The 13,678-nt window shown below is 62.9% G+C and carries 11 protein-coding genes; 4 read left to right on the forward strand and 7 right to left on the reverse strand.

Annotated elements, in window-relative coordinates:
* Window positions 1–7: 7 nt before the first annotated feature.
* From greA to ACEN84_RS11735, 6 genes are all read right to left on the reverse strand, one after another.
* Window positions 8–490: a transcription elongation factor GreA gene (greA, locus tag ACEN84_RS11710; protein WP_413710955.1), complete on the reverse strand. Its 483-nt coding sequence runs from the start codon at window positions 488–490 to the stop codon at window positions 8–10.
* 68 nt (window positions 491–558) lie between these two features.
* Window positions 559–1,908: a DUF882 domain-containing protein gene (locus tag ACEN84_RS11715; RefSeq protein ID WP_413710956.1), complete on the reverse strand. Its 1,350-nt coding sequence runs from the start codon at window positions 1,906–1,908 to the stop codon at window positions 559–561.
* A 144-nt stretch (window positions 1,909–2,052) separates the two neighbouring features.
* Window positions 2,053–2,652 (reverse strand): hypothetical protein, encoded by a 600-nt coding sequence (locus ACEN84_RS11720; RefSeq protein WP_413710957.1) that lies wholly within the window; start codon window positions 2,650–2,652, stop codon window positions 2,053–2,055.
* A 93-nt stretch (window positions 2,653–2,745) separates the two neighbouring features.
* Window positions 2,746–3,723, reverse strand: a complete 978-nt coding sequence (locus ACEN84_RS11725; protein WP_413710958.1) for an NAD-dependent epimerase/dehydratase family protein — start codon at window positions 3,721–3,723, stop codon at window positions 2,746–2,748.
* Between the two features lie 8 nt (window positions 3,724–3,731).
* Window positions 3,732–4,943 (reverse strand): glycosyltransferase family 4 protein, encoded by a 1,212-nt coding sequence (locus tag ACEN84_RS11730; RefSeq protein ID WP_413710959.1) that lies wholly within the window; start codon window positions 4,941–4,943, stop codon window positions 3,732–3,734.
* Between the two features lie 152 nt (window positions 4,944–5,095).
* Complete coding sequence (locus ACEN84_RS11735) at window positions 5,096–6,301, reverse strand: MFS transporter (RefSeq protein ID WP_413710960.1); 1,206 nt, start codon at window positions 6,299–6,301, stop codon at window positions 5,096–5,098.
* A gap of 139 nt (window positions 6,302–6,440) precedes the next feature.
* Between ACEN84_RS11735 and ACEN84_RS11740 the strand changes: the two genes are divergently transcribed.
* Window positions 6,441–7,028, forward strand: a complete 588-nt coding sequence (locus tag ACEN84_RS11740) for a TetR/AcrR family transcriptional regulator C-terminal ligand-binding domain-containing protein (protein WP_413710961.1) — start codon at window positions 6,441–6,443, stop codon at window positions 7,026–7,028.
* Here ACEN84_RS11740 and ACEN84_RS11745 read toward each other — a convergent pair.
* Window positions 6,988–10,485, reverse strand: coding sequence for a PAS-domain containing protein (locus ACEN84_RS11745; RefSeq protein ID WP_413710962.1), 3,498 nt, complete (start codon window positions 10,483–10,485; stop codon window positions 6,988–6,990). The genes ACEN84_RS11740 and ACEN84_RS11745 overlap by 41 nt on opposite strands.
* Window positions 10,486–10,699: 214 nt before the next feature.
* On the opposite strand from ACEN84_RS11745, the gene mscL reads away from it, so the two are divergent.
* From mscL to galE, 3 genes are all read left to right on the forward strand, one after another.
* Window positions 10,700–11,131, forward strand: a complete 432-nt coding sequence (mscL, locus tag ACEN84_RS11750; protein ID WP_112713422.1) for a large conductance mechanosensitive channel protein MscL — start codon at window positions 10,700–10,702, stop codon at window positions 11,129–11,131.
* A 126-nt stretch (window positions 11,132–11,257) separates the two neighbouring features.
* Window positions 11,258–12,424, forward strand: a complete 1,167-nt coding sequence (locus tag ACEN84_RS11755; protein ID WP_413710963.1) for a pyridoxal phosphate-dependent aminotransferase — start codon at window positions 11,258–11,260, stop codon at window positions 12,422–12,424.
* A 202-nt stretch (window positions 12,425–12,626) separates the two neighbouring features.
* A complete protein-coding gene (gene galE / locus ACEN84_RS11760; protein ID WP_199626162.1) occupies window positions 12,627–13,661 on the forward strand; it encodes a UDP-glucose 4-epimerase GalE in 1,035 nt (344 codons plus the stop codon).
* Window positions 13,662–13,678 lie beyond the last annotated feature (17 nt).

Below are 13,678 nucleotides of genomic sequence, written 5' to 3' on the forward strand. Positions count from 1 at the left end.
ACCGTACTCAAGCGATCGCCGTAATCTCCAGCTCCTGGTCGCCCACCATGGCGACATCACCCACACCCTTGCCCATCAGTCCTCTGGCCACCGGCGAAACAAACGAGATCGACCCCGCCTTGGGATCGGCCTCGTCCTCGCCGACGATGCGGTAGGTCTGCACGCGGCCGTCGTCGCGGCTGAAGGTCACCTTGCTGCCGAAGGCGACGACGTCGTTGGAGGTAGGCGCCGGCATCACCTGCGCGGTGCGCACGCGTTCGGCGAAATAGCGGAAATCGCGCAGCGGAATGGCCGTCTGCCGCCGTTTCTCGTTGACATCCTCGATCCCGGCTGCGGCTTCCACGCCCTCGCGCGCCTGCTGCAGCTGCGCCTCCAGCGCCTTCAGCCCGGTTTCGGTGACGAGGTTCGGATGCGGCGAGATCGGCCGGTCGGGCAGGTGGGTTTCTGCCGCGGTCTCGGCGCTCTCTTCCTTGACGAAAGCGGTACTCAATTCTCAAGACTCCATTCAGGCACGCGCCATCGCGAGGCGCAGAGGGGCGCTCGGGCGGCGCCCATCCCTCAGCCTGCCTGATCGGACCCGAAGCGGTCAACATCGAACTCGGCTTCGTCGGCTTCCTCTTCGTCGTCGAGGATCTCGTAGGCCATGCTGTGATCGGCAAGGATCGCCCGGCGGATGATGCGCGGCGCGCTCATGCCGAGCTCGCGGCCGTTGCCATGCAGCGCCCAGCCCATCAGTGCCTCGTCGGAGATGCTGGAAACGCCGCCATCGAGCTCCGGCGACCTGGCAAGCGGCAGCGCCGCCATCAGCTCGGACTGCGCGCCAGGCATCGAGCTCGGCTTCAGGGAGGCAAGTGCGCTGGCGCCGAAAGAGGGGCCGGCGGGGCGGATTTCCGGGCGGATGGCGACCGGATCGATCGATGCCGTCTGCACCGGATCGACAGGCGCATTCGCCTTCTCGCTGCCCGGCCGCAGAACCGGCAGCGGCACGCTGAGAGAGGCGAGATTGGTATAGCTCTCGGGTGCGGGCTTTTCAGGAACCGGCACGGCTGAAAGCATCGGAATGTCGCGCTTCACGCTGCGGCGCGGTGTCGGCACCAGCGCTGCCGCGAGCTTGCTCGGGAGTGTGGCGCTGCTGCCCGTATCCTCGTCGTCCTCGGCGGAGGCGATCTCCACCTGGCGGACGCTGCCGCGCTTCTTGTATTCGGCAACCGCCTGGCTGTAGCCCGGCAGCGGTCGCCCGTCGGAGGGAAGATGCATGGTCTTGCCGCTCGGGAAGATGCGCGCCAGCTCCTGGCGCGACATGCGCGGCCAGGCGCGTACGTTGCCGACATCGAGATGCACGAAGGGCGAGCCGGATTTCGGATAATAGCCGACGCCGCCGCCCTGCATCTGCATGGCAATGCCGCGCAGCTTGGCGAGCTGCACGCCCGGAATATAGAAATCCATCGCCTTGCCGAGCATGTGCTGGCTGTTCTTGGCAACGCCCGTCACCCGCGAGCGGGTGCGCAGCATGTTGTTGGTGGCAGGCGAGCGGTAGGCCGAGACGACATGAATGTAATCGCGCCCGCCGGCCTTCTGATAGACCTCCCAGACGAGATCGAGCAGCCGCGGATCCATCCGCGCCGGCTCGTTGCGGCGCCAGTCGCGCAGGAAGCGGTTGATCTGCTTCAAGCCGCGCGGATCGAACCTGCCGTCACGCTTGAAGGTGATCGTCGCCTTCTCGCCGGTATGGGTGAAATAAAGCTTCAGCGCCCGGTCTTCGGCAGCAGCCGCAACCTCGGATCCGAGAAAGGCCGGCACCGCCAGGAACGACGCCACGACGGCCCGCACAGCCTGCCGCGCCAGCGCCGAAAAGAGGCCAAACCCCTTCCCATCCTGACCCGCCCGCGTCTTCGCCGCACATTCCATATGACCATCTCCGTCTTACGCGAGTAAAGGCAGCAGAGGTCCGGTGAACGCCTACAATACCGCGCCTGAAGCGGCGATTATGGTCAATAAAGGTTTAACAAGGGGTTGATGGCAGTTCGCTTGCAATGCTGGCTGCGGTAAGGTTCAAAAATAGCGCTCGTAGGGGTAGTTGGCGCGCTCCTGTAACATCGTAGTCGTGGCGTCCGCCATCCCGGTGATATGACTATGAGCTCTTATCAGGCCCTCAAGATCGACATCGATGGGATCAAAGGGCGATCCCGCCAAATCACTTGGATATCTAAATGTCATTCCGCGAGGATCGACTTCGCTGATGTGCACAAGGAAACGGCGCGAAGACTTGGTCCATTCGTCATCCTCGTCAATCATCCCCAGCTCTAGCAATATCTGGTTGAGACTGTCATAAAGATGAAGAAGGTTATGGCTCGATTGGGTTCGCGGCTTCGACAAAAAGTATGTGCATTCATCAATCGCACTTTTGAGCGAAAGTTCGATGCTATGTCTTGCAAGTTGTACGAGGGGGATTAGCAGGTACTGCTGCTTCGGATAAACGCGGCAATAATGTTGCGCCAACGCTTCGAAGGCGTTTTCGTACGCAAACGCGTAATACTCCCAAGTCTGCTCATAGGTCGAACCTCTTGGCCTAGCGATAAGAAACGGTCGCATTCTCGGCGATATTCCGTCAGCCAATTGACTTTCAACGATCGCCTGAAAATCTATTGCCATAGCGTCCTCTCGATTAAGCTCGATGCAATATGGACCGCATGGCGTTGAAGATGAAGGTGCCTTTTGAGTTCAAATGCGCTGGCAGGCTACCCCTCAAGCCATCACCCCTTCCACCTCCCGATGAAACTCCAGCGACCGCCTGATCCCCTCCTCAAGGCTCACCTTCGGTGCCAGTCCGAACTCCCGTTGCAGCGCCGTATCCCCGCAGCGGTAGAACACGCCTTCCGGCCGGCTGGCGGTGCCGTTTACCTCCGGTGACCAGCCGAGTTCGCGGGCGATCAGTCTGGCGAGTTCGATGAAGGAGGTGGCGTCTCCGGTGGAGAGGTTGAGGCTGGTGCCCGAGGTCATGGCGTCCATCGTGTCGATGACGAAGCCGATGCAGTCGGAGATGTGGATGAAGTCGCGGCACTGGTGGCCGCTGCCCCAGACGGAGACGTTCGGCGCCCCGCGCTCGCGTATGAGGCGGCGGCAGATGGCGGGGAAGGGGTAGGCGAGGTCCTGGTCTTCGCCATAGCCGCTGAAGGGGCGGTAGGCGACGGCGCGGCCGCCGTAGCGCTCGACATAGAGCTTCATCAGATATTCGCCGGTCAGCTTCGTCCAGCCGTAGCTGAGGTCGGGCACGCCGATCGGCCGGTCGAAGGAGATCATGTCTTCGGAGAGGATCGTCTGCGCCTCGAAGGTCTGCAGGGAAACGGGATAGGCGGCACTCGAGCTGAAATAAACGACATTTTCAGGCCGTCTCTCACCTGCCCAGCGCCAGAGCGCGGCATCGACGGCGAGATCCTCGGCTACGAGAAGCGTCTGGTTCTCCAGCGTCATCCGCCCGCCGACGAGTGCCGCGAGATGGAAGACATAGTCGAAATGTTCGTTTGTCCGCTCGAAATAGCTGCGGCAATCCTCCTGCAGGAAGGTGAAACGGCGGTTGGACAGCAGTCTAGGCGATGGCGGCAGCGCGCCCGTGCCCGGTTTCATCAGGTCCACCGAGACGACGTCCATTCCTTCGGCAAGCAGCCGCTCGCATAGATGCCGGCCGACGAAGCCGCATCCCCCAGTCACCAATGCACGCGCCATGATCCCTCCTAGGCCGCAAGAAAGGCATTTTCCCCCGTGTAGATCGCGATCATCCGCTGGTCCCATTCCTGGCGGGAGGGCGCGATCTTCTGTCCGAAGGCGCGGGCGCCCTCGGTGAGCTTTTCGACAAGGCTGTCGCTCTTGACCTTGTTGAGCGCGTCGGCCAGCGAGGCGGCATCGCCGCTCTTGAACACCAACCCGGCGCCATTCGCCGCGATCTCTTCGGAGATCAGCGCATTGCTGCTGACGATCAGCGGAATGCCGCTCATGATCGCTTCTGCCGCGACCAGCCCATAGGGCTCGGGCATCCGCGACGGCATGATGAAGACGCGCGCCTCGCCGGCAAGCTTGGCGACGGTGGCATCGTCGAGCCAGCCCGGCACCCAGCAATGCGGCAGGGTCTTCTGCATCTCTTCCAGCAGCGGCCCGCGGCCGATCAGCGTTGCCGCCTGGCCGGTCATCCGCAGCGCTTCGCCCAGCGTTCGCACACCCTTTTCCCAGGTCATGCGGCCGAGAAACATGATGCGGTCGCGCAGCCAGGGTTCGGTCGGCTGGCGGGTCAGCGGTTCGGTCGGCGTGCGCAGCGTCTGGAAATGCTTGAGCGGCCCCGGCGTGAGATAGGCCTCCATGTTCTCATGGGCGAGGATCACCTCGATCCGCTCCCAGAAAGCATCGCCGACACCCGCCTGCGCCAAGGTCCGGCGGAAGCGCCAGAGCTTGTGGAGATAGTTGCGCTTGTCGCAATTGGTGGTCAGGCAGCTCATCGACATAGGCGTCACCGAGCAGATCTCGCCGCTCTTGTAGTTCAGAAGGCCGCCATTCGGGCAGTTCAGGAAGAAATCATGGGCGGTGATGATGACGCGCGCCTTGCTCTGCGACAGCGCGTGGAAGATCGAGGGCGAGAGGATCTGGTTCCAGCCATGCACATGCACGACAGTCTCGTCGGCGGATTCGGCGAGCAGCCCGGAAAGCGCCTCATAGGCCCGCTTGTTGAAATGCCGGTCGAAGATATTGGCGATCGCAGGCCCGTCGCGCAGCGGCTTTTCGCCGAGCGCAATGGTGCGCACATCGAGCCCGTATTCCTTCAGCCCCGCCCCGTCGTCACCGACGAAGAAGGTGCAGTTGACTCCGGCATCGACGCATGCCTCCAGGCACTGGATCGCAACCTTGGTGGCACCACCCCGGACAACGGACACGTCATTGACGACAATCAGGCGCATGTGTGAAACCAAAGCGTTGCCAGGGGCCCAGGGCGGACCCGTGTCGATGAGGATAGAAGATTGTTGCCCGGCTCAATGAGGCGATGGATCGCACGCTATTGCAATTCAGCCTTTTGCATTAGCCTACCATTGCGCGCATAGGCGGCTGCGTTTTATGCAACCGCCGCGCTTGGCTTTCCCGCCCTCATCACAGCCAGCAGCCCGGCAAGGCTGACCAGCACGATCGCCGTGCCGTAGATATCCGTCGTCAGCGCGTAGCCGATCGATTTCGCCAGGAAACCGGCCAGAATGGCGGGCAGGCTGAAGGCGAGATAGCTCTGGATGTAGAAGGCAGATAGCAGGCCAGCCCGCTCGTCAGCCTTGGCAAGCGGCATGATCGAGCCGACCGAGCCCATGAAATTGACGCCGAAGCCGATGCCGGTCAGCAGCGTGCCGGCGAGCAGCACCGGAACATTGGCGAGATGCACGCCCGCGACGACGGTCAGAATACCCGCAGTCGTTGCCGAAACACCGAAACGAAGATTGGCCCTCGGCGCCTGCGCGCGGCGCAGATAGACCGCGATTGCGCCGGAGATCATCAGCGCGGTGACGACCGCGCCACCCGTCAGCGGCGCATGGCTGCCGGTTGTGGAGACGACGAGCGAGGGCACGAGCGACAGATAGAAGCCGCCGAGCGTCCAGTTGGCGATGTTGATCGGCGTCACCAGCGCCAGTGTCCGCTTCACCTGCGGCGGCACGGCGATCTGCGGTTTCAGCGACGCGAGCATGCCCGGCCGCTTGCCGCCGGTCTCCGGCGTCAGCCAGATCGCCACCGCCTGGATCGCGAAGCCGATCAGCAGCAGCGCGTAGACGAGGTGCAGCGGGAAGGGGCCGTATTGGATCAGCGCGCTGGTGCCGATCGCGCCGACCGCCATGCCCGAAAGCGGCGCCAGCGAATTGACGAGCTGCCCGCGGGCGCGGTCGACATCGACGAGCGCCGCGCCGATCGAGGCGCCGGCAATGCCTGTGGCAAGACCCTGGACGATGCGGGCGGCGATCAGCCAGCCGGGGCCGCTGGCGACGGTGAACAGCGCCATGGCGGCGATCTCTAGCAGGAGCGCCGTAAAGATCACCGGCTTGCGGCCGAGATGGTCGGAAATCGAACCGGCAATCAACAGCGCCGTCAGCAGCGCGAAGGCATAGACGGCGAAGACGACGGTGATCATCACAGGCGAGACGGAGAAGCTCTCCTGATAGATGCGATAGAGCGGCGTCGGCGCCGCCGACGCGCCGAAGAAGGTGGCAAGCGTGACGGCATGAAAGGCGATCGGATTGCGGGCTGCGGCATCCGCTTCACTGGATTTGCGATCCGAGACCATCTATATACCTCTTAAAGCTAAATCGTTGCGTTTGCCTCATGTAGGGCTGCGCGATGCTAAAAGCAAATAATTTGCGTTTATGGTTCTATGAGAATCGTTGAACCATCGGCGCCGGGGCAGGAAAGGCAGGGTAAGAGAGATGGCAGGCAGGGAAGGCCCGCGTCCGGGCGGCAGAAGCGCAAGGGTTCAGGCATCGGTGCACAAGGCCGTGCAGGATCTCCTGGCAAAGATGGATCGCGCCGAGATCACCGTACCGCTGATCGCCACCGAAGCCGGCGTCACGCCCTCGACGATCTATCGCCGCTGGGGTGATTTGCGTGAACTCATGGCAGACGTCGCCGTCGAGCGCCTGCGGCCGGACATGCAGCCGGTCGACACCGGCAACGCCCAGCGCGACCTGCAGCAATGGGCGGAGCAATATGCCGAGGAAATGGCCTCCGGCCCCGGGCGCTTGGTCATTCGTGACACGCTTGCCTCCATAGAAGGGACTGGCGCACAGCAAAGCTGCGATTTCACCCGCCAGCAGATCGGCGTGATCGCCGCCCGCGCCGCCCGCCGCGGCGAGGCCTTCCCGGATATCGAGCATGTGCTGGATCGGGTCGTCGCGCCGATCATCTACCGCATCCTCTTCGACACGGCCTTGGGGCCGGAGCGCGTTGCGGTGCTGGTCGAAGACATGATGAAATCTATTCCGCCGCGGCCCGCTTCTGCCCTGAAATCTGCGTGATGAAAGCGCGCAGCGCTGCCGGACGCACCGGCTTGTGCTGCACGGCAATGCCGTAGCGCTCTGCCTCGGCGCGGATTTCCAGCGTCCGGTCGGCGGTCAGCAGCAGCGCCGGAAGCTCGGCTGCGAAACGCTGCCGGAGATCGAGAATGGCGGCAATGCCGGTGCCATCGTCGAGATGGTAATCGGCGATAACCAGATCGGGCGATGCGGAGCGGAAATCGGCGACCTCCGCAAGCGAGGCAATCGACTGCACCTCGCAGCCCCAGCCGGATATCAGCAGCCGCATCCCCTCCAGGATCTTCGGCTCGTTGTCGATGCAGAGAATGTTGAGACCGCGCAACGTCTGCGTCTGTCGTTCGGCCGTAACGGCCGCGACAGGCGCGCTCCCTGCCTTCGCCACGTCGAGCGGCATGACGATGCGGAAATCCGTGCCCTTGCCATGCGTCGAATGCAGCTCGACCGGATGGTTCAGAACACGGGCGATGCGATCGACGATCGACAGGCCAAGCCCGAGCCCGGTCGCCGTCTTGGCGCCTTCGTCGAGACGCGCGAATTCCTTGAAGACGGTGCGGAATTTCGAGGGCGGAATGCCGATGCCGGAATCCATAACCTGGATCACCACCTTGTCGCCGCGCCGCCTCACCCCGACCAGCACCTTGCCCGTCAGCGTGTACTTGATCGCATTGGAAACGAGGTTCTGCACGAGACGGCGCAGGAGATTGGGGTCGGAGCGCACCCGCAGCGTCGTCGGCATGACGGTAAGCTTGAGCTTCTTCTCACGCGCAATCGGCGCGAAGTCGGTCTCGATCCGCTGCAGCAGGTCGGAGAGCGGCACCGTCGTCAGCCGCGGTCGCATGGCGCCGGTATCGAGCCGGGAGATATCGAGCACGGCGCCGAGAATAGTCTCGACCGATTCCAGCGCCGAATCGATGTTGCGCACGATCGGCCCGTTGTCCGACTGCGCCATCCGCTCCACCAGCGCCGAGGAGTAGAGCCGGGCCGCATTCAGCGGCTGCAGAATGTCGTGGCCGGCGGCGGCGAAGAAGCGCGTCTTGCCGATATTGGCCTCGTCGGCGGCGGCGCGCGCTTCGCCAAGCTCGTGGTTCACCCGGGTCAGCTCTACGGTGCGCTCGGCAACACGCTGCTCCAGCGTCTCGTTCGCCTGCTTCAGGGCTTGGTCTGCTGCTACGCGCTGGGTGATGTCGGTGAAGGTCGCAACGATGCCCTTGTCCGGCATGGCGTTGGAGCGCACTTCGATGATCCGCTCGCCGCCGCCGAGAACCAGCGAGAAGGGCTTGTCGAGCGTCTGGAAGTGACGAACGGTCTGCACGAGGTCGGCGGGCGCTATATCGCCGCGCTGGCCGAGAATGGCGACGATCTCCGACAGCGGAAAGCCGACGCGTCCGGCATCTTCGGGCAGGTCCAGCAGCTGGCGGAAGCGCCGGTTCCAGATCGTCAGCTGGTTGGAGCTGTCGAAAACGGCGATCCCCTGGTCCATCTGCGAGAGCGCAGTCTGCAGCATGTCCTGGTTATATTGCAGCGCCTCGCTCGCCTGGTCGAGCAGCCAGGCCGTGTCGGAAGAGGCATCCTCGATCTTCTGCAGAATCAGCGACAGCACCAGCCGTGCCGAAGACGAACCGATGGCGCTGCCGAGCAGCTGTTCGGTGAAGTGGATTAGCGCCATGTCGGCCGGCTGGTCGTCTTCGAGCTTGCGGCCCGAGCTTTGCTCGTAGGTCGCGAGCGAACGCTGCATGCGCTCCTCGCCGAGATAGCGGGCAATCGCCGCCTTCAGGTCGCCGACGCTGATCCGCGTCTTCCACCCACGCGTCGCAAACTGCGAGCGCGACTGGCGCTTGACGAAGATGCCCGCCTGGATGCGCTCCAGCGGCCGCGCATTGCGCGTCATCGAGCCGACGATGAAGAAGGCGGTGTTGACGAGCAGGCTCATCGCCGTGGCATTGACGAGAGGATCGGCATCCGGAGCGGTGAAAACCGTCGTGCCGGGGAACAGGAAGCCCAGGAAGCCGCTGGCGATATAGGAATAGTCAGGCCCGCCGAGCGAGGGCAGGAACAGCAGATAGAACCAGATGACGAAGCCGGAGGTGAGGCCGAGGATCGCGCCCCGCGCATTCGCCCGCCGCCAGATGAGGCCGCCGAACAGCGCCGGTGCGATCTGCCCGATCGCCGCAAAGGAGAGCAGGCCGATCGAAGCGAGCCCCGCCGTGCTGTCGGTCGACCGGTAATAGGCATAGCCGAGCAGAAGCACGGCGAAGATCGCGCTGCGGCGGATATTGAGCAGCGTCTTGGCGAAATCGTCGCGCTGGCTGGCGCGCCCGGCAAGCTTACGCCGCAGGAAGATCGGCATGATGATGTCGTTCGACACCATGATCGACAGCGCCACGGAATCGACGATCACCATTGCCGTTGCCGCCGAGAAGCCGCCGATGAAGGTGATCAGCGAAACGACCGGCATCTGGCCCGCCAGCGGCAGCGACAGCACATAGAGGTCGGCATTGCCGGCGCCGCCAAAGGTCAGCAGCCCGCCGATTGCCACGGGCAGCACGAACAGATTGATGGCGATGAGATAGAGCGGGAACAGGTAGCCCGCGAGCTTCAGCTGCTTCGCCGTCCTGTTTTCGACGACCGTCACATGGAATTGCCGCGGCAGCATGATGATCGCGAAGGCCGAAAGCAGCGTCAGCACGATCCAGCGGCTGATCGGCGTCTGGTATTCCAACGCCGCCGTCACCAGCGGGTTTGTCGCACTTTTCTCCCAGAGATCCATCGGCCCGTCGAACAGGAACCAGATGACACAGACCCCGGCCGTCAGGAAGGCGATCAGCTTGACGACGGATTCCATCGAGACAGCAAGGATCAGCCCGTCCTGATGTTCGGTCGCATCGGTGTGGCGGGTGCCGAACATCACGGCAAAACAGGCAAGCACCAGCGTCACGATCAGCGGCAGGTCGAGGAAATAGAGATTGCCGCTACCGATGCCGTAATCCTGCGGGTTGACGACGACGGAAACTGTGCTCGAAATCGCCTTCAGCTGCAGCGCGATATAGGGGATGACGCCGACCAGCGATATCAACGCCACGATCGTCGCGACGGTTGAATTTTTCCCATAGCGCGCCGCGATGAAGTCGGCGACGGAAGTGAGCTTCTCGGCCTTGGCGAGTTCGATGATCCGCCTCAATACCGGCATGCCGAGCGTGAAGACGAGGATCGGGCCGATATAGATGCCGGCGAACTCAAGCCCGTGCTGCGAGGCGAGGCCGACGCCGCCGAAATAGGTCCAGGAGGTGCAGTAGATCGCCAGGCTCAGCGCATAGACAACAGGCCAGCCGCCCTCAAGAGTGCCGAGCCGGCGGCTCTTGCGGTCGCCATAACTTGCGACGGCAAACAGCAGAAGCATGTAGCCGAAGGCAGAAGCAATGATCACCCAACCCGGAAGCATCGATCCTCCACCGGCGTGTCATGCGCCGGTTCTCCCTGATGCATGCGAGATTAGGTGAAATCCCCCACTTTGGAAATTGGGGTGATCTAGGCATTAAGTCCAAGACGTAGGAAGCGGTGATTATTCAAAATTAACAATTGAATAATTGTGGCGGAGATGTAGCTAATTAACGCACGGACTGTCAGTGAGAGCACTTCAGAGGGAGACAGATCGGATGCTCAACGAATTCAAAGCGTTTATTGCCCGCGGTAACGTCATGGACCTAGCGGTCGGTGTCATTATCGGTGGCGCTTTCGGCGGTATCGTCAAGTCGCTTGTCGACGATATCATCATGCCTATCGTTGGCGCCATCTTCGGTGGCTTCGACTTCTCCAACTACTTCATCGGCCTGTCGTCGGCGGTCAATGCACCGACGCTGGCCGCCGCGCGTGCCCAGGGCGCCGTCTTCGCCTACGGTAACTTCATCACCGTCGTCATCAACTTCATGATCCTCGCGTGGATCATCTTCCTGATGGTCAAGGGCGTGAACACGCTGCGCAAACAGGTCGAGCGCAACGAAGAGAAGGCCGCCGAAGCTGCTCCGCCGCCGGCCGACGTCGCCCTTCTCACCGAAATCCGCGATCTCCTGGCCAAGCGCCCGGCCTGATCCGGGGCATTTGAGCCCTGCTTTCGGGCAGGGCTCAATCCATCACGAAAATCGATGTGACATCACGCATTCTCATTGGGATTCGCGCCGGGTTTTGTTCTATGAAGGCCAAAACCGGAGTCCTTCATGTCGATCGTCAATAGCCTCAGCCCGCGCGCCATCACGGCACCCGAAAGCGGGATCGTCGAAGTCGTCAATTATGCACGCGGCCGCGAAGGCCTGCTGCCGCTTTGGGTCGGCGAAGGCGATCTGCCGACGCCCGATTTCATCAGCAAGGCGGCGATGGATGCGCTGGCGGCGGGCGAGACCTTCTATACCTGGCAGCGCGGTATCCCGGAGCTTCGCCAGGCGCTCTCGGATTACTATGCCCGCCACTTCGGCGTGACGCTGTCTCCTGAACATTTCTATGTCACCGGCTCCGGCATGCAGGCGATCCAGATCGCCGTGCAGGCGATGACCTCGCCCGGCGACGAAATCGTCTACCTGACGCCCGCCTGGCCGAACATCGCGGCAGCGCTTGAAATCGCCGGCGCCCGCTCTGTCGGCGTCGAGCTGCAGTTCGAAGGCGGCACATGGGCTGTCGATCTCGACCGCATCGAAGCGGCCATCACCCCGAAGACCAAAGGCCTCTTCGTCAACACGCCGTCGAACCCGACGGGCTGGACAGCGACGAAGCAGGATCTGAAACAGATCCTGGAGATCGCCCGCAAGCACGGCCTCTGGATCATGGCCGACGAGATCTACGCCCGTTACTTCTATGCCGGCGGCCGCGCGCCCTCGTTCTTCGATGTCATGGAGCCCGGCGACAAGATCTTCTTCGTCAATTCCTTCTCGAAGAACTGGTCGATGACCGGCTGGCGCGTCGGCTGGATCGTCGGCCCGCCGGAAACCGGCCAGGTGCTGGAAAACCTGATCCAGTATTCGACTTCGGGTGTGGCGCAGTTCATGCAGAAGGGCGCAGTTGCGGCGCTCGACCACGGCGATGATTTCGTCGCCGCCAACGTCCGCAAGGCCACCGAAGCCCGCGATATCCTCTGCGACGCCCTGATTGCCACCAATCGCGTCGAGACCCTGAAGCCGGATGGCGCGCTCTATGCGTTTCTGAAGATCGACGGCGTCACCGACAGCCGCAAGGCGGCGCTCGATATCGTCGACAAGACCGGCGTAGGCTTGGCGCCCGGTGCGGCCTTCGGCGCTGGCGGCGAGCTCTTCCTGCGCGCCTGCTTCTTGCGCGATCCGGCTCAGGTACGCATCGCCGCTGAGCGTCTCTGCGATTATATCATGAGCCGCTGAATACCGCGTGCCCGGCTCCTTCAGCCGGGCATCTGCCCCGGATTCGGCCGGTTCGATAAAATTGTAGCGAAAGCCGAAATCAGCCTCTAACCACACCCGCAAACTTACCCGCCGGAACGGCCCAAAACGGGCCCTTGATAAGAAAATCCGAAAGGGAAAATCCGTCTGATGCCCCTGTGCGACAAAACAGGGAATGCGGGACATGGCAATCTTGGTGACGGGCGGCGCTGGCTATATCGGCAGCCATATGGTCTGGACACTGCTGGAGGCAGGTGAGGACGTCGTCGTTCTCGATCGTCTGTCAACGGGCTTCCGCTGGGCGGTGGCGCCGGCGGCCCGCTTCTATCTCGGCGATGTCGCAGACCCCGAGATCCTGCGGACCATCTTCATCGAAAACGATATCGAGGCGATCATCCATTTCGCCGGTTCGGCCGTCGTGCCGGTCTCTGTCGCCGATCCGCTTTCCTATTACGACAACAATTCCGGCAAGACGCGCGCGCTGCTCAGCGCCTCGATCGAAGCTGGCGTCCGCCATTTCGTCTTCTCATCGACCGCGGCCGTCTATGGTCCGCAGAAGACCTCGGATCCGGTCAAGGAAACCGCGACCCTCAATCCTGAAAATCCCTACGGCCAGTCGAAGCTGATGACCGAGTTCATGCTGCGCGATGCCGCTGCAGCCTACGACTTCAACTACGTGGCGCTGCGCTATTTCAACGTCGCCGGAGCCGACCCGCAGGGCCGCGCCGGCCAGTCCACCAACGGCGCCACGCATCTGATCAAGGTCGCCTGCGAAGCCGCTCTCGGCAAGCGCGACGGCGTCAGCGTCTACGGCGTCGATTACCCGACCCATGACGGCACCGGCGTGCGCGACTATATCCACGTCACCGATCTCGCCGATGCCCACCTGAAGGCGCTGCAGCACCTGCGCCAGGGCAAGGGCTCGCTGGTCGCCAACTGCGGCTATGGTTTCGGCTATTCGGTTCTCGACGTGCTGAACATGGTGACCCGCGTTCACGGCCACTCCTTTAAGATCCACATGGCGCCGCGCCGCCCTGGCGATTCCGCGAGTGTCGTCGCCGACGCAACCTTGGCGCGCCGCGTGCTTGGCTGGGTGCCGCAGCATGATGCGCTCGAAACCATCGTACGTAGCGCGCTCGACTGGGAACTGGAGCTGATGCATCGCCGCGTCGGCGATCTGCAGGGCATCTACCGCGAACTGGCTGCTGCGTCGTTCTGATCGCGCTAACACGGCAT

The organism is Rhizobium sp. Rhizsp82 (assembly GCF_047325115.1).
Lineage (GTDB): Bacteria > Pseudomonadota > Alphaproteobacteria > Rhizobiales > Rhizobiaceae > Rhizobium.

Excerpts from the sequence above, each read along its gene's own strand:
- ACEN84_RS11745 (WP_413710962.1), bottom strand. The coding sequence starts at position 10,485 with ATGCTTCCGGGTTGGGTGATCATTGCTTCTGCCTTCGGCTACATGCTT.
- ACEN84_RS11720 (WP_413710957.1), bottom strand. The coding sequence starts at position 2,652 with ATGGCAATAGATTTTCAGGCGATCGTTGAAAGTCAATTGGCTGACGGA.
- ACEN84_RS11735 (WP_413710960.1), bottom strand. The coding sequence starts at position 6,301 with ATGGTCTCGGATCGCAAATCCAGTGAAGCGGATGCCGCAGCCCGCAAT.
- mscL (WP_112713422.1), top strand. The coding sequence starts at position 10,700 with ATGCTCAACGAATTCAAAGCGTTTATTGCCCGCGGTAACGTCATGGAC.
- ACEN84_RS11715 (WP_413710956.1), bottom strand. The coding sequence starts at position 1,908 with ATGGAATGTGCGGCGAAGACGCGGGCGGGTCAGGATGGGAAGGGGTTT.
- ACEN84_RS11725 (WP_413710958.1), bottom strand. The coding sequence starts at position 3,723 with ATGGCGCGTGCATTGGTGACTGGGGGATGCGGCTTCGTCGGCCGGCAT.
- ACEN84_RS11755 (WP_413710963.1), top strand. The coding sequence starts at position 11,258 with ATGTCGATCGTCAATAGCCTCAGCCCGCGCGCCATCACGGCACCCGAA.
- ACEN84_RS11740 (WP_413710961.1), top strand. The coding sequence starts at position 6,441 with ATGGCAGGCAGGGAAGGCCCGCGTCCGGGCGGCAGAAGCGCAAGGGTT.
- ACEN84_RS11730 (WP_413710959.1), bottom strand. The coding sequence starts at position 4,943 with ATGCGCCTGATTGTCGTCAATGACGTGTCCGTTGTCCGGGGTGGTGCC.
- galE (WP_199626162.1), top strand. The coding sequence starts at position 12,627 with ATGGCAATCTTGGTGACGGGCGGCGCTGGCTATATCGGCAGCCATATG.